Below are 18,558 nucleotides of genomic sequence, written 5' to 3'. Positions count from 1 at the left end.
CATCCCGGCGTCCCCACCGCACCCCCCCGCCATCCACGAAGCGAGGAACGATGAGAACCCCCACCTGGCGATCACGGTGCCTGAGCGCCGCGATCGCGACGAGCCTGCTGGCACTGGGCGGCCCCCTGACGGCCGCCCACGCGGCCGGCGGGCCCAACATCGCGCTCGGTGACACCGCCTCCTCCAGCAGCGCCCAGTCCGGCTACTCCGCCGGCAACATCACCGACGGCGACCAGGGCTCGTACTGGGAAAGCGCCGGCACCTCCCTGCCCCAGTGGGTCCAGGCCGACCTCGGCACCGCGACCCGCGTCGACGAGGTCGTGCTGAAGCTGCCCGCCGGCTGGGAGGCCCGGAACCAGACCCTGTCCATCCAGGGCAGCGCCGACGGCACCAGCTTCACCACCCTGAAGAGCTCCGCCACCTACACCTTCAGCCCCGGTTCGGCCAACACGGTCACCGTCGCCTTCCCGGCCACGCAGACCCGTTTCGTCCGTGTCGCCATCACCGCGAACACGACCTGGCAGGCGGCGCAGCTCTCCGAACTGGAGGTGCACGCCGCCGAGGGCTCCTCGGCGAACCTCGCCGCCGGCAAGACCCTCACCGCCGGCAGCCACGCCGAGGTGTACGCCGCGCCCAACGCCAACGACGGCAACCGGGCCAGCTACTGGGAGAGCGCCAACAACGCCCTGCCGCAATGGCTCCAGGCCGACCTCCGCGCCGCCGTGGCCGTCAACCGGGTCGTCCTCAAACTGCCCGCCGGCTGGGGCGCCCGCAGCCAGACCCTGAAGATCCAGGGCAGCACCGACGGCACCGCGTTCACCGACCTCTCGGCTTCCCGGGCCTACGCCTTCGACGCGGGCAACGACAACACCGCGACGATCACCCTGGACTCCACCACCACCCGCTACGTGCGCGTCCTGGTGACCGCGAACACCGTCCAGCCCGCCGCCCAGATATCCGAGCTGGAGATCTACGGCCCGGCCACCGGCGACACCCAGGCCCCGACCGCCCCCGCGAACCTGACCTACACCCAGCCCGCCACCGGGCAGGTCAAGCTCGCCTGGAACGCCTCGACCGACAACGAGGGCGTCACGGCGTACGACATCTACGCCAACAACGTCCTGCTCACCACCGTCGCCGGCGACGTCACGACCTTCACCGACAACCGGCCGGCGGACCAGACGGTCTCGTACCGGGTCCGCGCGAAGGACGCGGCCGGCAACCAGTCCGGTGACAGCAACACCGTCACCCGCATCGGCGACGGCGGCGACACCCAGGCCCCGACCGCCCCCGCGAACCTGGGATTCACCGAACCCACGAACGGCCAGGTCACACTCGCCTGGAACGCCTCCACCGACAACAGGGGCGTCACGGCCTACGACGTCTACGCGAACAACGTCCTGCGCGGCAGCGTCGCGGGCACCGTCACCACGTACACCGACACCCAGCCGGCGAGCGCCACCGTGACGTACCACGTGGTGGCCAGGGACGCGGCGGGCAACACCTCCGTCACCTCCGGCAGCGTCACCCGCAACGGAAGCGGCGGGAACGGATCCGACCTCGCCGTCGGCAAGTCCGTCGAGGCGTCCTCGACCACGGGGACCTTCGTCGCGGGCAACGCCAACGACAACGACACCGCCACCTACTGGGAGGGCGCGGGCGGCACCTACCCGCAGACCCTCACCGTCAAGCTCGGCGCCAACGCCGACCTCGACAAGCTCGTGCTCAAGCTCAACCCCGCCCAGGCCTGGCAGGCCCGCACCCAGACCATCGAGGTCCTCGGCCGCGAGCAGAGCGCCACCGGCTTCACGAGCGAGATCGCGGCCAAGAGCCACGCCTTCGACCCCGCGAGCGGCAACACCGTCACCATCCCGCTGACCGAGCGGCTGGCGGACGTCCGGCTCAGGTTCACCGCCAACTCCGGTGCGCCCGCCGGCCAGATCGCCGAGTTCCAGGTCGTCGGGGTGCCCGCGCCCAACCCGGACCTCACCGTCACCGGACTGTCCACGGAGCCCGCCTCGCCGGATGAGGACGACGAGATCACCGTCTCCGCCGTCGTCCGCAACGACGGAACGGCCGCCGCACCGGCGAGCAAGGTCGCCGTCCGCCTCGGCGGCACCAAGGTCGCGACCGGGCAGGCCCCGGCCCTGGCCCCCGGTGAGCAGGCCACCGTCCCGGTCTCCCTCGGCGTGCGCGCATCGGGCTCCTACGAGCTCGGCGCGGTCGCGGACGAGGCGAACCAGGTCCTGGAGCAGAACGAGACCAACAACAGCTACACCCGGCCCACCGCACTCGTGGTCAAGCCGGTCGCGAGCGCGGACCTCGTCGCCACCTCGGTGACGACCGTCCCGTCGAGCCCGACCGCCGGCGACGCCGTGACGTTCAAGGTCGCGGTGAGGAACCAGGGCACCGAGGCGACCGCGGGCGGCGGCCACGGCGTCACGCTGGAGCTGGTCGACGCACAGGGCGGCGTCGTCAGGACGCTGACCGGGGCCCACAGCGGAGCGCTGGCACCCGGAGCTGCCGCCGAGGTGAGCCTCGGCACGTGGACCGCCGTGAACGGCTCGTACACCGTCAGGACCGTCCTCGCCGACGATGCGAACGAACTGCCGGTCAAGCGCGAGAACAACACCCGGACGCAGCCGCTGTTCGTCGGACGCGGCGCCGACATGCCGTACACGATGTACGAGGCGGAGGACGGCACCGCCGGCGGCGGAGCGGCCGTCGTCGGCCCCAACCGGACCGTGGGCGACATCGCCGGTGAGGCGTCCGGCCGCAAGGCCGTCACCCTGGACTCGACCGGCGAGTACGTCGAGTTCACCACCCGCGCCGCCACCAACACCCTCGTCACCCGCTTCTCCCTCCCGGACGCCCCGGGTGGCGGCGGCATCGACTCCACCGTCAACGTCTACGTCGACGGCGTGTTCAAGAAGGCCCTGCCGCTCACCTCGAAGTACTCCTGGCTGTACGGCGCCGAGGCCGGTCCCGGCAACGACCCGGGCTCCGGTGCCCCGCGCCACATCTACGACGAGGCGCACCTGATGTTCGGCGAGACCGTTCCCGCCGGCAGCAGGATCAGGCTGCAGAAGGACGCCGCGAACTCCGCCGCCCACTACGCGATCGACTTCGTCGACCTGGAGCAGGTCGCGCCGGTCGCCAACCCGGACCCGGCCACGTACACGGTGCCGGCCGGCTTCACGCACCAGGACGTGCAGAACGCGCTCGACAAGGTCCGCATGGACACCACCGGCAAACTCGTCGGCGTCTACCTGCCGCCCGGTGACTATCAGACCTCCAGCAAGTTCCAGGTCTACGGCAAGGCGGTCAAGGTCGTCGGCGCCGGCCCCTGGTACACGAAGTTCCACGCGCCCACCACGCAGGACAACACCGACATAGGCTTCCGCGCCGAGGCCACGGCGAACGGCTCGCTCTTCAAGGGCTTCGCCTACTTCGGCAACTACGTCACCCGAATCGACGGCCCGGGCAAGGTCTTCGACTTCCAGAACGTCGCCGACATCGTCATCGCCGACATCTGGAACGAGCACATGGTCTGCCTGTACTGGGGCACCAACACCGACCGGATCACGATCAAGAACTCCCGGATCCGGAACATGTTCGCCGACGGCATCAACATGACCAACGGGTCCACGGACAACCTGGTGGCCCACAACGACGCCCGGGCCACCGGCGACGACAGCTTCGCGCTCTTCTCGGCGATCGACGCCGGCGGCGCGGACATGAAGAACAACGTCTACGAGAACCTGACCTCCACGCTCACCTGGCGGGCCGCGGGTGTCGCGGTGTACGGCGGCTACAACAACACCTTCCGCAACATCCACATCGCCGACACCCTCGTCTACTCCGGCATCACGATCTCCTCGCTGGACTTCGGCTACCCGATGAACGGCTTCGGGACCATCCCGACGAACTTCGAGAACATCTCGATCGTCCGGTCCGGCGGTCACTTCTGGGGCAACCAGGCCTTCCCCGGCATCTGGCTGTTCTCCGCCTCGAAGGTCTTCCAGGGAATCCGGGTCAGCCACGTGGACATCGTGGATCCCACGTACAGCGGGATCATGTTCCAGACGAAGTACACCGGCTCGCAGCCAGAGAACCCCGTGAAGGACACCGTCTTCACCGACATCTCCATCACCGGCGCGAAGCGGAGCGGTGACGCCTGGGACGCCAAGTCCGGCATCGGCGTCTGGGCCAACGAGATGCCCGAGCCCGGCCAGGGCCCGCCCGTCGGCGAGGCGACCTTCAACTGCCTGCGCATGCAGGACAACGTCGAGAACATCCGGAACACGACCAACTTCAAGATCACCGTCAACCCCTGCTGAACGGGCTCTGCCCGGCAACGAGAACACCGGCGCCCACCGCATCGAGCGGCGGGCGCCCGCTCACTGGATCAGATCGGTGTGCGGATGGGCGGTGCTGTCCGGCGTGTCCCCGTGGATGTCGGCGGACAGCTCTTCGCCGACCTGTAGAAGGGGGCACGGGCGAGCATCCGGAGGACTGGAACATGAGCAGTGGTGCCTGGACCGGCGCGGCGGTGGCGGCCGTCACCGCCGCATACGCACTGGGCTCGCGTCGGCTGTCCTCGACACCGATCTCGTCGGCGATGGTGTTCGTCGGCGCGGGCATCCTTCTCGGGCCCGCGGTGCTGGACATCATCGACCTGACGCAAGACGCCGCGCCGATCGTCGCGCTTCTCGAAGTCACCCTGGCTCTGGTGTTGTTCACCGATGCCATGACGGTGCGCAGAAGGGACCTTCGGACCGGCGGATTCCTCCCCGGGCGTCTGCTGGGCATCGGACTGCCGCTGAGCATCGGGGCCGGTTGGCTGCTCGCCTGGCCTCTGCTGCCGGGGCTGACGATGTGGGAGCTCGCCCTCGTCGGCGCCATCCTCGCCCCGACCGACGCCGCCCTCGGGAAGACCGCCATCTCGCACCCCCGTGTGCCGGCCGTCGTACGGCACGGGCTGAATGTCGAGAGCGGCCTGAACGACGGCATGGTGCTGCCCTTCTTCCTCCTGTTCCTGGCAGCCATCCCTGGCACCCACTACGCGGAGGAGGGCGTGGCGGGTGTCTTCTGGCGCGCCCTGGTGCTGAGCACCGCACTGGGCCTGCTGGTCGGGTGGGTGGGTGGCCGGCTTCTGCAGTGGTCCCGGGCCAGGGGCTGGATCACGGGGCAGTGGCGGCAGGTCTATCTGCCGGCCGTCGCGGCCGGGGCGTACGAACTCGCCGTGGTGACGGACGGCAGCGGCTTCATCGCCGCCTGGGTGGCCGGGTTCGCCTGCGGGTTCGCCCTGCGCCGTCACAGGGCCGACAGCGAGAAGGGGCAGCCGGACCGCACTGCCGAGTTCACCGAGAACCTCGGGGGGCTCCTCGCCGCGATCAGCCTTCTCGTCTTCGGGGCGGTGCTGCTCGGCCCCGCACTGGAGCACTTGAGCTGGCGGATCATCCTGTACGCGGTGCTCAGTCTCACCGTGGTCAGGATGCTGCCCGTGGCTCTCTCGCTCGCCGGGAGCGGGCTGCGGCCGCCCACGGTGGCGTACATCGGCTGGTTCGGGCCGCGCGGGCTCGCGTCCGTGGTCCTGGCGCTGCTCGTCGTGGAGGAGCACGTCCCGGGGGTGGAACTGCTGGGCAGGGTGGTGGCGGTCACCGTCGGTCTCAGCGTCCTCCTGCACGGCGTTTCGGCCGTGTCCCTCGCCGAGCGGTACGGCCGCTGGCACGAGAAGGCCTCGGCCGCCTCCCGTGACCTGCGCGAGGGCACTCCCGTACCCGAAACCCCCGCACGCGGCAGGCTCGGCCGCCTGGACCACCCGGAGACGTGAGGCGGCGCCGGACGTCCGGGGCGTCGGGATCCGTCGGGATCCGTCGGGATCCGTCGTGGTCCGGGAGATCTCCCGGCGTCTCAGCCGTTGCGGTCCAGCGACCAGAGCAGTTCGATCTCCAGCCACTGGCTTTCGTGATGCCACGCGTCGAGGGCGGTCACCAGGTGGCGGCTCAACGCGTCGGCCGTGAGCGAGCGCCAGCGGCAGCCGGTGAGGAACTCGACGAGGATGTCGATCCGCTCGTCATGGCGGGCCACCGGCGTCGCGTCCGCCCGCTCGCGTGCGTCGATCGCGGCGAGTGCACGACGGCTGATCATGCCGGGTGTGAGCCTTCGCCAGGCATGAGGGGCCAGTGCCTCGCCCACGGCACGCACGCGCGCGTCGTCCGAGGAAGCCAGTCGCACCGTCCGGGGAGCCACCATCCGAGGAGCCTTCCGCGCATCACCGGAGAGGCTCGCCTTTCGTACGCCAGGACACGCGCCGGCTGAAGCCTCCCAAGCCCCGCAACGCACGGAGCGGCATTTCGCGCATATCGTACGCACGGGACAGCGGCCGAATCGGCCGCTGTGTCCACGCTCACAGGCCAGGCCAGGCCAGGCCAGGCCAGGGCGCGGACGGGCCGGGCTGTCCTACCCGGAGCCGCAGGCCGCCGGGCCCGCACGTAGGCCGCGCTCCGAGGAGGCCGTGGTCTCGACGGAGTGCACGTAACGGAAGGGCGCGGACCCGAGGAACGCGTCGTCACTTGGGGCGAGCGGATACCAATGCCGAACCATGAGCACCCTTTCCGTGCTCCGCCGTCCAGCGCAGGCGCAGGGAGCCGCGGACGGATCGGCGTCCGGCTGCCCCGGTGGAAACCGGCCTGGTGCGGATCTACGATGAAAACGGTGCGGCATGCGCGACAGTCCGGCAACCGGGCCTCACCCACCGAGTCCCGGCGCTCACCGAGCTGAAACCGCGTGTGCCCTTGCTCTGGCCGTAACCGCCGCTGGTGCGAAGCGACTTCGCGGAGCGGGCCGCATGTCGGCTCTCCCCCGGGCGGAAGCCGATGGCACGGGCACGCAACGACGCCCCTGCGTCCGGCGGACGGGCCCTTCCGCCCGGCCCACCGACATGGCCGGCGCAGCGAGCGGCAGCAGTACCGTCACGGTCCACTCGCTGGAGCTGCCCGGCAGCCCGGCGGGATTGAGGACAGCCACGATGCCAGTGAACACGTACAAGCCAGGCAGCGCCTTCCCCGGAATGATCGGGAGGACCGCCGACGAGTCCACCCCCGCCTGGCCCGAGCCGACGCGGGCGGTACCCGGATCCCCCAACGTGCTGATGATCGTGCTCGACGACACGGGCTACGGGCAGTTCGGCTGCTACGGCAGTCCGCTGCAGACGCCCCGTCTCGACGCGCTGGCGGCCGGCGGTCTGCTCTACAACAACATGCACACCACGGCGCTGTGCTCGCCGTCGCGTTCCTGCATCATCACCGGCCGCAACCATCATGCCAACGGCATGGCCGCGATCACCGAGATGGCCACCGGATACCCCGGCTACAACGGCAACATCCCGTTCGAGAACGGATTCCTGTCCGAGATGCTGCTGGAGCACGGCTACAACACGTACATGCTCGGCAAGTGGCACCTCATGCCCTCGGAACAGGAGTCCCCCGCCGGCCCCTACACCCGCTGGCCGCTCGGCCGCGGCTACGAACGGTTCTACGGCTTCCTCGGCGGCGACACCAACCAGTGGTATCCGGACCTCGTGTACGACAACCACCAGGTCGAGCCCCCCGCCTCACCGGATCAGGGCTATCACTTCACCGCGGACCTGGCGGACAGGGCGATGCTCTTCATCTCCGACGCCAAGCAGGTCACCCCCGACAAGCCGTTCTTCCTCAACTTCTCCACCGGGGCCACGCACGCACCGCACCATGTACCCCGGGAATGGGCGGACCGCTACCGAGGCCGGTTCGACGACGGCTGGGACGCCTACCGCGAAGTGACGTTCGCCAACCAGAAGAGACTCGGTGTCGTGCCGCCCGGCGCCGAACTCTCCCGCCACGACCCCGACGTCCCGGCCTGGGACTCCCTCACCCCGGAGGCCCGGCACCTCGCCGCACGCATGATGGAGGTCTACGCGGGATTCCTCTCCCACACCGACCACCAGATCGGGCGGCTGCTGGACTTCCTCAAGGACATCGGCGAGTTCGACAACACGCTGATCCTGGTCGTCTCCGACAACGGGGCGAGCGCGGAGGGCGGAGTCACCGGGACGACGAACGAGGCCCAGTTCTTCAACAACGCCCCCGAACCGATCGAGGACAGCCTCAAGGGGATCGACGAACTCGGCGGCCCGACCATGTTCAACCACTATCCGTGGGGCTGGACATGGGCCGGCAACACCCCCTTCCGGCGCTGGAAGAGGGAGACGTACCGCGGCGGCGCCAGCGACCCGTTCCTCGTCCACTGGCCGCAGCGCATCACGGCCCGAGGAGAGGTGCGCACCCAGTACGCCCACCTCGTGGACATCGTCCCCACCGTGCTCGACGTCCTCGGCATCGAACCGCCCGACACCATCAAGGGCGTCACCCAGTCCCCCCTGCACGGCGTCAGCCTCGCCCACACCTTCGACAACCCGAACGCGCCGACGCTGCACCACACCCAGTACTTCGAGATGCTCGGACACCGCGCCATCGACCACAACGGATGGCGCGCCGTATGCCCCTGGCCCGGTCCCTCCTTCTCCGAGGCGCATCAGCCCTTCGGCACGCCCATCACCTCCGAGACGCTCGCCGGGCTGGACGCCAACTCCTGGGAGCTTTACCACGTCGACGAGGACTTCGCGGAGACCCGGGACATCGCGGCGGAGCAGCGCGACAAGGTCATCGAGATGGTGTCCCTGTGGTATGTGGAGGCCGGCAAGTACGGCGTGCTGCCGATCGACAGCAGCGTCCTCGCACGGATGACCGTGGAACGCCCCCAGATCACCACGGCGCGATCGAGCTACACCTTGCGGCCCGGCACCCAGACGCTGCCGCCCTCCGTCGCCCCCCGGGTCCTCAACCGGCCGCACAGCGTCACCGCAGACGTGGAGATCCCCGCCGACGGCGCCGAAGGCGTCCTGATGAGTCAGGGTTCCGGGGCCGGTGGCTGGAGCCTGTACATCAAGGACGGCAAGCTGAGTTACGTCCACAACTACGTCTCGCGAGCCGTCTACACGGTGACGTCTCCCGACCCGGTGCCCACGGGCCGGCACGAACTGCGCTTCGAGTTCGAACCGACGGGCGAACCCGACCTCTCCGCAGGCAAGGGCGCACCAGGCCGCGCCCAGCTGTACATCGACCGCCGCCTCGTGGCGGAGGCCGACCTCCCGGTGACCACCCCCATCATGTTCAACCCCGGCGGTCTGACCTGTGGCGCCAACCCCGGCCAGCCGGTCACGGCCGACTACCGGGAACCGTTCCGGTTCACCGGAACACTCCACAGCGTGACCGTCGACCTGTCCGGCGAACTCATCACCGACGCGGACAGCGAGATGCGCATGCACCTGGCCAGGCAGTGAACCCGGCGCCCATCAGTAAGGAGTCAGCCGGCTCCCTCGTGGCCATGGAACTCGCCTGCTGAGCGTTTCCGGTCTTCCGTCTACAGCCAGTCCCGGCGCTTGAAGACGAAGTACAGGCTCGTGCACACCGCCGCCATCAGCAGGATCGCGAACGGGTAGCCGAACGCCCAGTCCAGCTCAGGCATCGCGTCGAAGTTCATGCCGTAGATCGTTCCCACGAGTGTGGGGGCGAAGAGGATGGCGGCCCAGGAGGAGATCTTCTTGATCTCCTCGTTCTGTTCGAAGCCTGCTTCCGCCAGTGCGCGCATTTCCGCGTTCTGTTGTTGGGTGACCAGGGTCGCGTTGACCGTGAGGATGTCCGTCAGGGCCTGGCGGAAGCCGTCCACGCGTTCGCTGGTGTGGGTCACGTGGTCGGCGACGTCGCGGAGGTAGCGCTGGAGTTCCTCGTCCGTGCCGTACTTGGCGAAGCCCGCCATCAGGCCGTGGAGCATGCCCACCAGGGGGCGGGTCGCTCGTTGGAACTCGACCATTTCGCGGGAGAGTTCGTAGATGCGGCGCGAGACCGCGGGGTCGCCGCCGAAGACTTCCGTCTCGATCTCGTCGATGTCGTTCTGCACGCCCGCCACCACCGGGGCGTAGCCGTCGACCACCGCGTCGAGGATCGCGTACAGGACCGCTTCCGGACCGAGGGCGAGGAGGTCGGGGTTCTCCTCCATGCGGCGGCGGACCGTGGAGAGGTCCGGGGCCGCGCCGTGGCGGACCGTGATGAGGAAGTCCGGGCCCACGAAGATGTGGAGTTCGCCGAACTCCACTTCCTCCTGGGCGTCGAGGTACCGTGCGGCGCGCAGGACGACGAACAGGGTCTCGCCGTACCGCTCCAGCTTCGGGCGCTGGTGGGCCTCCAGCGCGTCCTCCACCGCCAGTTCGTGGAGGTCGAACTCCGCGGCCAGGGAGTGGAGTTCCGCTTCCGTCGGGCGTTGCAGGCCGATCCACGCCATGCCGTCGGGGTGTTCGCGCAGCTGGCGGAACGTGTCCGCCAGCGTCGCGGGGGAGGAGACCCGCAGGCCTTCGCGGTAGAGGCTCGCCTGCACCACGCTCGGCCGGTCGGCGCGGCTCGGCGCCGACGCGGGCTCGGGCGGCTGGTCCGGGTGGCGGCGCCAGGCCGCGCGGGGACGACGGTCGGACACGGGTCTTCCCCTCCTCCTGTGGGTGCCGGCCGGTGAGTGCCGGCGGGGTGTCGCGGGGTGTCGCGTGGTGTCTGTGGGGCTTTGGGCATGTTATCCGGCGGTTGTCGCTGCGGCTCGGGCTGATCCGCAGCGCCTTGCGGACCGAATCTGTCCGCAAGGCGCAGTAGCGTCCTCTCATGGCCTCCACGACGAAGCACCCGGTCCTCAGCCCCCGCGCCCTGAACCGTGCCACCCTCGACCGTCAGCTCCTCCTGCGCCGCGCCCCGCTCGGCGTCGAGGACGCCGTGGCCCATCTGCTCGGCCTCCAGGCACAGAACACCAAGCCCCCGTACTACGCGCTCGCCGCCCGTCTCGACGGGTTCCGGCCCGAGCAGCTGTCCGCGCTCATGGAGTCCCACGCCGTCGCCCGCATCGTGACCATGCGCTCCACCGTCCACACCCACACGGCCCGGGACGCCGTCGCCCTGCGCCGGCTCGTGCAGCCCGGGGCCATCGACCGGGAGCTCGCCATCTTCGTCGGCCGCAAGGGGCTCGACGGTGTCGACCTCGACAGGCTCGCCGCGCTCTCCCGCGCGCTCGTCGAGGACCGGCCCCGTACCCCCAAGCAGCTCCGTGACGAGCTCCTCACGGTGTGGCCCCACGCCGACCCGCAGTCCCTCTCCCTCGCCGCCCGCTGCCTCCTCCCCCTGGTGCAGGTCACGCCGCGCGGCCTGTGGGGCCGCGGCGGGCAGGTCGCCCTCACCACCACCGACGTGTGGTTCGGGGACGCCGTCCCCGCGGAGACCGCCGACACCGACGAGACCGTGCTGCGCTACCTCGGCGCCTTCGGGCCCGCCTCGGTCAAGGACATGCAGACCTGGTGCGGCCTGACCCGCCTCGGTGAGTCCTTCGAGCGCCTGAGGCCCCGGCTCCTCGTCTTCCAGGACGAGCGCGGCACCGAGCTCTTCGACCTTCCCGACGCGCCCCGCCCCGACGAGGACACCCCCGCCCCGCCCCGGTTCCTGCCCGAGTTCGACAACCTGCTCCTGTCGCACGCCGACCGCACCCGGGTCGTCACCCCCGAGATCCGCTCCCGGACCTGGCAGGGCAACCGGGCCTTCTCCGTCTTCCTCCTCGACGGCATCCTCGCCGGCATCTGGCGCCTCGACGAGGCCAAGGACCGCACCACCCGCACCACCCGCACGACCCTCACCATCGAGCCCTTCGCGCCCGTGACACGCGCCGAGCGCGCCGAGCTCGCCGCCGAGGCCGAGCGGACCCTCCGGATCATGACGCCGCCCGGCACCCCGTACGACATCGTCCATCAGTGACCACGAGTACTACGGCAGCACCCCCGCCCGGCGCGCCGCCACCACCGCCTCCAGACGGGTGTGCGCGCCGAGCTTCCGCATCGCCGAGCGCAGGTAGCCCTTCACCGTCTCCGGCCGCAGCCCAAGGCGTGACGCCGCCGTCGCGTTCGTCGCCCCCGACGCCACCGCCGCCAGGACGTCCGTCTCGCGCGGGGTCAGCGACACCCCCGGTACAGGAGCCCCCGGGACCGGTGCCGCCGTCGCGCCGGAGGCTGCCCCCAGGCGTCCGCACACCGCGAGCAGCCGCTCCCGCAGCTCCGGATCCGCCACCCGCGGAGCCAGCGCGCGCAGCTCTCCGTACGCCTGGCGCACCTCCTCCCAGGACGGTTCCGAGGGCGGCGGCGTCAGCAGCTGCCGGACCTCGTCCCGTACCGCGAGCGCCTGCTCCAGGTCCCGGGCCGCCGCCACCGCCGCGTCGAAGACCCGCTCGCCGATCGGCAGCGCGTCGCGCAGCGCCCCGTACAGCACCCCGCGCACCTTGCGGCGGACCACGACCGGCACCGCGATCACCGACCGCAGCCCCTCCGCGGAGACCGGCACGTCGTACTCGTGCGTGATGTGCCGGGCCGTCGGGTAGTCCGTCACCGCGCACGGCCGGGCGAGGGCCAGGCACTTTCCGCCGAGCCCCCAGCCGGTCGAGATCGCGAGCCCGTGCAGCGCCGGGGTCACCGCCCCGTTCAGCTCGGCGATCCGCAGGACGCGGCCCTCGTGGAGCAGCCCCCCGAACACCACGGGGAGACCGGTGGTGCGGCGCATCCGCAGCAGCGCGCCGCGCAGCTCCACCGATTCGACGTGCTCGCGCACCGTTCTCTCCCCGCTGTCCGTTGGGCTGTGCGGCCGGTTCACCCCCGAACGGGGGTAGTGAGACCTGGGTCACCGATTACACGATGTCCGGGACCGGTCCCGCAACGAGGAGGACACATGACGGAAGCGAGCGCGACCAGCGCGACGGAGATGTTCCGGGCCGCCCGGGACTTCCTGCTCCGGCATCGCGAGGAGTACGAGACGGCTTACGAGGGCTTCGCGTGGCCCCGGCCCGACCGTTTCAACTGGGCGCTCGACTGGTTCGACGTCATCGCCGCCGGCAACGACAGAACCGCCCTGCACATCGTCGAGGAGGACGGTTCCGGGACGACGTCGAGCTTCGCCGAGATGTCCGCCCGCTCGAACCGCGTCGCGAACTGGCTGCGAGCCCAGGGCGTCCGCGCCGGGGACCGGATCATCGTCATGCTCGGCAACCAGGCCGAGTTGTGGGAGACGATGCTCGCCGCGATGAAGCTGCGCGCCGTCGTCATCCCCGCCACGCCCCTCCTCGGCCCCGCCGACCTCCGCGACCGCGTCGAGCGGGGCCGCGCCCGCCATGTCATCGTGCGCGCCGAGGACACCGCCAAGTTCGACGACGTCCCCGGCGACTACACCCGCATCGCGATCGGCGGCGACGGGGTGAGCTGGCTCGGTTACGAGCACGCGGCCCAGGAGTCCGCGGACTTCGAGCCCGACGGCGTGACCTTCGCCGAGGACACGCTGATGCTGTACTTCACGTCCGGGACGACCGCCCGGCCGAAGCTCGTCGAGCAGACCCACACCTCGTACCCGGTCGGCCACCTCTCGACGATGTACTGGATCGGCCTCAAGCCCGGGGACGTGCACCTCAACATCTCCTCGCCCGGCTGGGCCAAGCACGCCTGGTCCAACCTCTTCGCGCCCTGGAACGCGGAGGCGACCGTCTTCATCCACAACTACACGCGCTTCGACCCGGCCCGTCTGATGAGCGAGATGGAGCGGCACGGCGTCACCAGCTTCTGCGCCCCGCCGACCGTGTGGCGGATGCTGATCCAGGCCGACCTCGGGCAGCTGAAGACCCCGCCGCGCGAGGTCGTCGCCGCCGGCGAACCCCTCAACCCCGAGGTCATCGAGTCGGTACGGCGCGCCTGGGGCGTCACCATCCGGGACGGCTTCGGCCAGACGGAGACCGCCGTGCAGGTCTCCAACAGCCCCGGCCAGCGGCTCAAGGAAGGGTCCATGGGCCGCCCGAGCCCCGGATTCCGCGTCACGCTCGTCGATCCGGTGACCGGCCGGGCGGACGTGGAGGAGGGCGAGATCTGTCTCGACCTGTCGGCCAACCCGGTGGGCCTGATGACCGGTTACCACGGCGACCCGGAGCGTACGGCCGAGGCGATGGCGGGCGGCTACTACCGCACCGGTGACATCGGAGCCAGGGACGGCGACGGGTACATCACGTACATCGGGCGTGCCGACGACGTCTTCAAGGCCTCCGACTACAAGATCAGCCCCTTCGAGCTGGAGAGCGCCCTCCTGGAGCACGAGGCCGTCGCCGAGGCGGCCGTCGTCCCCGCCCCGGACCCGCTGCGGCTCGCCGTCCCCAAGGCGTACGTCGTCCTCGCCGCGGGCTGGGAGCCGGGCGCGGAGACGGCGAAGGCCCTCTTCGCCCACTCGCGCGCGGTCCTCGCCCCGTACAAGCGGATCCGGCGCATCGAGTTCGCCGAGCTGCCCAAGACCGTCTCCGGGAAGATCCGGCGTGTGGAACTGCGCCGGCTCACCGCCGAGGGCGCCGGCACGGAGTACGCCGAAGGAGAGCGGGGATGACCAAGGGGACGACCACGGAACTCTCGTACGCGCACGGGGTGTCCGGCACCGCCCTCCTCGGCGACACCGTCGGCGCCAACCTCGACCGGGCCGTCGCCACCTGGCCCGACCGGGAGGCCCTCGTCGACGTCCCCGGTGGACGGCGCTGGACCTACGCCCAATTCGGCGCCGACGTCGACCGGTTGGCCGGCGCGCTGCTCGGCAGCGGCGTCCGGAAGGGCGACCGGGTCGGGATCTGGGCGGTGAACTGCGCCGAGTGGGTCCTCGTCCAGTACGCCACCGCCCGCATCGGCGCGATCATGGTCACCATCAACCCCGCCTACCGCTCCCACGAGTTGGTGTACGTGCTGAACCAGGCGGGCATCTCCCTGCTCTTCGCCTCGCTCGCCCACAAGACGAGCGACTACCGGGCCATGGTCGAGGAAGTACGGGGGGAGTGTCCGGAGTTGAGGGAGGTCGTGCACTTCGGGGACCCGAGCTGGGACGTGTTGCTGGCGCGTACGGCGGGCGGGCTGCGTTCCGAGCCGCTCTCCTGCGACGAGCCGGTCAACATCCAGTACACCTCGGGGACCACCGGCTTCCCGAAGGGGGCCACCCTCTCCCACCACAACATCCTCAACAACGGTTACTTCGTCGGGGAGATGATCGCCTACAGCGAGCAGGACAGGATCTGCATCCCCGTCCCGTTCTACCACTGTTTCGGCATGGTGATGGGCAATCTGGCCGCCACCTCGCACGGCGCCTGCATGGTGATCCCCGCGCCGTCGTTCGACCCCGCCGCCACCCTCCGGGCCGTGCAGGAGGAGCGCTGCACCTCGCTGTACGGGGTGCCGACGATGTTCATCGCCGAGCTCGACCACCCCGACTTCGCCGCCTACGACCTCTCCACGCTCCGCACCGGGATCATGGCCGGCTCGCCGTGCCCGGTGGAGGTGATGAAGCGGGTCGTCGCCGAGATGAACATGGCGGAGGTGTCGATCTGTTACGGCATGACCGAGACCTCGCCCGTCTCCACCCAGACCCGGCGCGACGACGACCTGGAGCGCCGCACCGGCACCGTCGGCCGGGTCCTGCCGCACGTCGAGGTCAAGGTCGTCGACCCCGGGACCGGACTGACCGTGGAGCGCGGCACGGCGGGGGAGCTGTGCACCCGCGGCTACAGCGTGATGCTCGGCTACTGGGACGAGCCGGAGAAGACCGCCGAGGTCGTCGACGCGGGCCGCTGGATGCACACCGGGGACCTGGCCGTGATGCGGGACGACGGCTACGTCGAGATCGTCGGCCGCATCAAGGACATGATCATCCGGGGCGGGGAGAACGTGTACCCGCGCGAGATCGAGGAGTTCCTCTACGGGCACGCCAAGATCGCCGACGTCCAGGTCGTCGGCGTGCCCGACGCCCGGTACGGCGAGGAGATCCTGGCCTGCGTGATCCCCCGCGACCCGGCCGACCCGCCGGGCCTGGAGGAGATCACCGCCTTCTGCCGCGACCGGCTCGCCCACTACAAGATCCCGCGCAGGGTGGAGATCCTCACCGAGTTCCCCATGACGGTCAGCGGCAAGGTCCGGAAGGTGGAGCTGCGGCAGCGGTACGGGACCGACTGACCGCCCCGCGGCAGCGGGTCTTGCCGCGCCGGCGGCGCCCCCGCGTCAGCAGACCTCTCGGCGCATGCAGACCCGGGGCCAGACCGACAGGCCGTGTGCCGCCTCCGCGCGGCTGATGGCGCGCAGCCCGTCCGTGAGCGCCGGGTCGGAGTCGGCGAGCGGGCGGAAGCCGAGCCGGGTGTAGTACGGGGCGTTCCACGGGACCTCGGTGAAGGTCGTCAGGGTCAGGGCCGTCAGGCCCTGCTCCCTGGCGGCTGCTGCCAGGTGCTCGATCAGCTCCCGCCCGACGCCCCGGCGGGCGGCGTCCGGGTGCACCGACACCTGCTCGATGTGGGCCGAGCCGTCGACCGTGTCGGCGAGCAGATAGGCGACCGGACGGTCGGCCGTGTCCACCGCCACCCAGGCCCGGCCCTCGCAGCGGTACGCCTCCAGGACGTCCAGGGGCAGGGGGTCGTCGTCGGCGATCGCCGCCATGCCGAGAGAACGGAACGGCTCGCCCGCCGCCCGTTCGATGTCCTGGAGCAGCGGGAGTTCGGCCGGAGCGGCCGCTCTGATGCGCATACGACAGTATGGCGCGGCGTCAGCGAGCGGTGCGGCCCGTCCCCCCGCCCGGCTCCGGCGGCGGCCGGTTCTCGTCCGGCTCGCGCGGGCGGTCGAGCAGCCCGCCGTCCCGGGAGAAGCGGGGCAGGAACAGGGCCAGCGCCGGATCCCCGTACAGCGCCACGTACAGCTGGACGAGCCGTCCGTCCGTCACCTCGCGCCGGTGGGCCGGCAGCGGATGCCGTTCCCGCAGGCCGGCGAGCAGGTGCCGGGCGGCCCGCGTGGCCGGCCGCAGGCGCAGCAGCACCACCGCGGCGAGGACCGGCGGCACGGCGACCGCGACGACGAGACCCACGCCGCCGGATCCGTCGGCGTACCCGCCTCCGTGGCCGTGGCGCGCCCAGGAGAAGAGCAGTCCGGCGCCGACCGTCAGCGGGACGCAGACGAGCAGGGCGCGGGCGGCCCGCAGCCGGGCGGTCGGCCGCAGCAGACCGGCCCGGCCGAGCTCGCCGTGCAGGGCGTCCACGGCCCGCCGCGCCTCGGGGCGCAGGGCGAGCGCCCGCAGCGCCAGGGCCCGGTGCAGAGCGCCGTGCACCCCGAGCTGTACGGGGTCACGGGTCCGGCCCGGCCCTCCGTTGGCCCGAATTGTACGTTTGCGGCCGGCGGCGACCGCACCTCGCTGGTGCAGTGCCACGAGCGCGACCGTGACGGCCGCCCGGCGCCCTCCCCGCAGCAGCGCGAGGGCCTGCGGCGGTGGCTCGGCGCCCCCGGGCCACGCTCCGCTTTCCTGGCTGCGGGTTCGCAACAGCAAGGCGGCGAGCACCAGTTCCGCGCAGGCCACCCCGATGAACCACCACATCGCCGTCGACATGACGCCACCCCCCGAGGGTGTTGTGCCCGGGGGAGCGTGATCGTCACGCGTGAATGGCCGGTTTCGGATGGCGAGGTGTTGTGGGCGGGGGCGCGGTGAGGTGCGCGCGGCCCCGGCGGGAGGGTCAGGCGCCGTCGGCGGCCAGTTCGTCGGCGGCGTGGTTGGCGGGCTGCGGGGTGCCCGTCAGGTCGAGGACGAAGAGCGGGAGGCCGATCTCGGCGGCCCGCTTGCGCGCTTCCGGGGTGTAGCCGGCCAGCGAGAAGAACACGCTCACGCTCGTGTCGGGGGTGCTCAGGCCGTTGAGCCAGAGGCACTCGACGGCCCGCAGCCCGGCGGGCCGCGTGCTCGGATCCACCTGGGCGACGAGGCCCGGCGCCCGTAGGTCCACGCCGGAGGCGGGGCGGTCCTCGGGCTGGACCACGTCCCGGAACCCGAGCCAGCGGAGGTACCCGGCGGCCGCGGCCACCGCGTCCCGCGCGGTCCGGATCGTCACCGGCCGGAAGGTGCCCCGCACCGGTCCGGGGCGCGGGGCCGTGGGCGGCAGCGGGATGTGCGCGGGGTACCGCTCGGCGAACGTGCGGTGCGCGCCTGCCCGCGGCGGGACGTCCCGGCCGCCCGGAGCGCTGCCGTCGGGGCCGCCCGGGATCCTGCGGTCCGGGCCGCCCGGCGTGCTCCCGTCCGGGGCGGCCGGTCCCGGGCCGAACCACTCCGAGCCGGGTCCGAACGCCCGGGGCCGGGCCGGGCCGCCGGGGGCCTCCGCTCCCGGCGCGCCGGACAGCCCGCTCGTACCGGGGTGCAGGGGCGCCCCTTCGGGCCGGGCGCCGAAGGTCCCGCCGGTGGCCGTCGGCGGGATGAGCCCCGGGCCGCGCGGGTCGGTGCCCGGGCGCGTACCGGACGGTTCCGAGGGGCCGGACCTGCCCGCCGGGCCCGCGTTCGGCGCGGCCGAGCCGGGCCCGTCCGCGGAGGGAGGGGAGGGAGGGGTGAGGGGCGGCTGAAGGGCCGGCCCGGGGAAGGG

12 protein-coding genes are annotated in these 18,558 nt (G+C 71.4%); 6 read left to right on the top strand and 6 right to left on the bottom strand.

The features are described 5' to 3' along the window. The first annotated feature begins 50 nt into the window (after window positions 1-50). Complete coding sequence (locus OG357_RS08050; protein ID WP_329620494.1) at window positions 51-4,340, top strand: discoidin domain-containing protein; 4,290 nt, start codon at window positions 51-53, stop codon at window positions 4,338-4,340. Between the two features lie 182 nt (window positions 4,341-4,522). Beyond that, on the top strand, window positions 4,523-5,836 hold the full coding sequence (locus OG357_RS08045; RefSeq protein ID WP_329620493.1) for a cation:proton antiporter: 1,314 nt from the start codon (window positions 4,523-4,525) through the stop codon (window positions 5,834-5,836). Window positions 5,837-5,916: 80 nt separating this feature from the next. Here OG357_RS08045 and OG357_RS08040 read toward each other — a convergent pair whose 3' ends face one another. Then, entirely contained in the window at window positions 5,917-6,153 is a 237-nt protein-coding gene (locus tag OG357_RS08040) for a hypothetical protein (protein WP_329620492.1), read from the bottom strand. Between the two features lie 880 nt (window positions 6,154-7,033). On the opposite strand from OG357_RS08040, the gene OG357_RS08035 reads away from it, so the two are divergent. Beyond that, complete coding sequence (locus tag OG357_RS08035) at window positions 7,034-9,385, top strand: arylsulfatase (RefSeq protein WP_329620491.1); 2,352 nt, start codon at window positions 7,034-7,036, stop codon at window positions 9,383-9,385. Window positions 9,386-9,465: 80 nt separating this feature from the next. Here the strand turns inward: OG357_RS08035 and OG357_RS08030 are convergent, their stop codons facing one another. Next, a complete protein-coding gene (locus OG357_RS08030; RefSeq protein ID WP_329620490.1) occupies window positions 9,466-10,572 on the bottom strand; it encodes a magnesium and cobalt transport protein CorA in 1,107 nt (368 codons plus the stop codon). Between the two features lie 176 nt (window positions 10,573-10,748). Between OG357_RS08030 and OG357_RS08025 the strand changes: the two genes are divergently transcribed. Beyond that, window positions 10,749-11,882 carry a winged helix DNA-binding domain-containing protein gene (locus OG357_RS08025; RefSeq protein WP_329620489.1) on the top strand — a complete coding sequence of 378 codons (1,134 nt, stop codon included), beginning with the start codon at window positions 10,749-10,751 and terminating at the stop codon, window positions 11,880-11,882. A gap of 9 nt (window positions 11,883-11,891) precedes the next feature. Here OG357_RS08025 and OG357_RS08020 read toward each other — a convergent pair whose 3' ends face one another. Next, window positions 11,892-12,725, bottom strand: a complete 834-nt coding sequence (locus OG357_RS08020; protein WP_329620488.1) for a helix-turn-helix transcriptional regulator — start codon at window positions 12,723-12,725, stop codon at window positions 11,892-11,894. A gap of 117 nt (window positions 12,726-12,842) precedes the next feature. Between OG357_RS08020 and OG357_RS08015 the strand changes: the two genes are divergently transcribed. Both OG357_RS08015 and OG357_RS08010 read left to right on the top strand, forming a co-directional pair. Further along, the gene (locus OG357_RS08015) at window positions 12,843-14,528 is read left to right on the top strand and encodes an AMP-binding protein (RefSeq protein ID WP_329620487.1); all 1,686 of its coding nucleotides are present in this window, start codon (window positions 12,843-12,845) and stop codon (window positions 14,526-14,528) included. Beyond that, window positions 14,525-16,132: an AMP-binding protein gene (locus tag OG357_RS08010; RefSeq protein WP_329620486.1), complete on the top strand. Its 1,608-nt coding sequence runs from the start codon at window positions 14,525-14,527 to the stop codon at window positions 16,130-16,132. Before OG357_RS08015 ends, OG357_RS08010 begins: the two co-directional genes overlap by 4 nt. A gap of 45 nt (window positions 16,133-16,177) precedes the next feature. On the opposite strand, the gene OG357_RS08005 is transcribed toward OG357_RS08010, so the two are convergent. The 3 genes from OG357_RS08005 to OG357_RS07995 all read right to left on the bottom strand — a co-directional run bounded on the left by OG357_RS08005 (window position 16,178) and on the right by OG357_RS07995 (window position 18,342). Beyond that, window positions 16,178-16,693 (bottom strand): GNAT family N-acetyltransferase, encoded by a 516-nt coding sequence (locus OG357_RS08005; protein WP_329620485.1) that lies wholly within the window; start codon window positions 16,691-16,693, stop codon window positions 16,178-16,180. A gap of 19 nt (window positions 16,694-16,712) precedes the next feature. Further along, window positions 16,713-17,543, bottom strand: coding sequence for a TIGR04222 domain-containing membrane protein (locus OG357_RS08000; RefSeq protein ID WP_329620484.1), 831 nt, complete (start codon window positions 17,541-17,543; stop codon window positions 16,713-16,715). A gap of 124 nt (window positions 17,544-17,667) precedes the next feature. Then, on the bottom strand, window positions 17,668-18,342 hold the full coding sequence (locus OG357_RS07995; protein ID WP_329625520.1) for a hypothetical protein: 675 nt from the start codon (window positions 18,340-18,342) through the stop codon (window positions 17,668-17,670). Window positions 18,343-18,558 lie beyond the last annotated feature (216 nt).

Source organism: Streptomyces sp. NBC_01255 (assembly GCF_036226445.1).
Lineage (GTDB): Bacteria > Actinomycetota > Actinomycetes > Streptomycetales > Streptomycetaceae > Streptomyces.
Note: the sequence above shows the minus strand (reverse complement) of the source record. Positions and strands in the feature narration are given on the sequence as shown.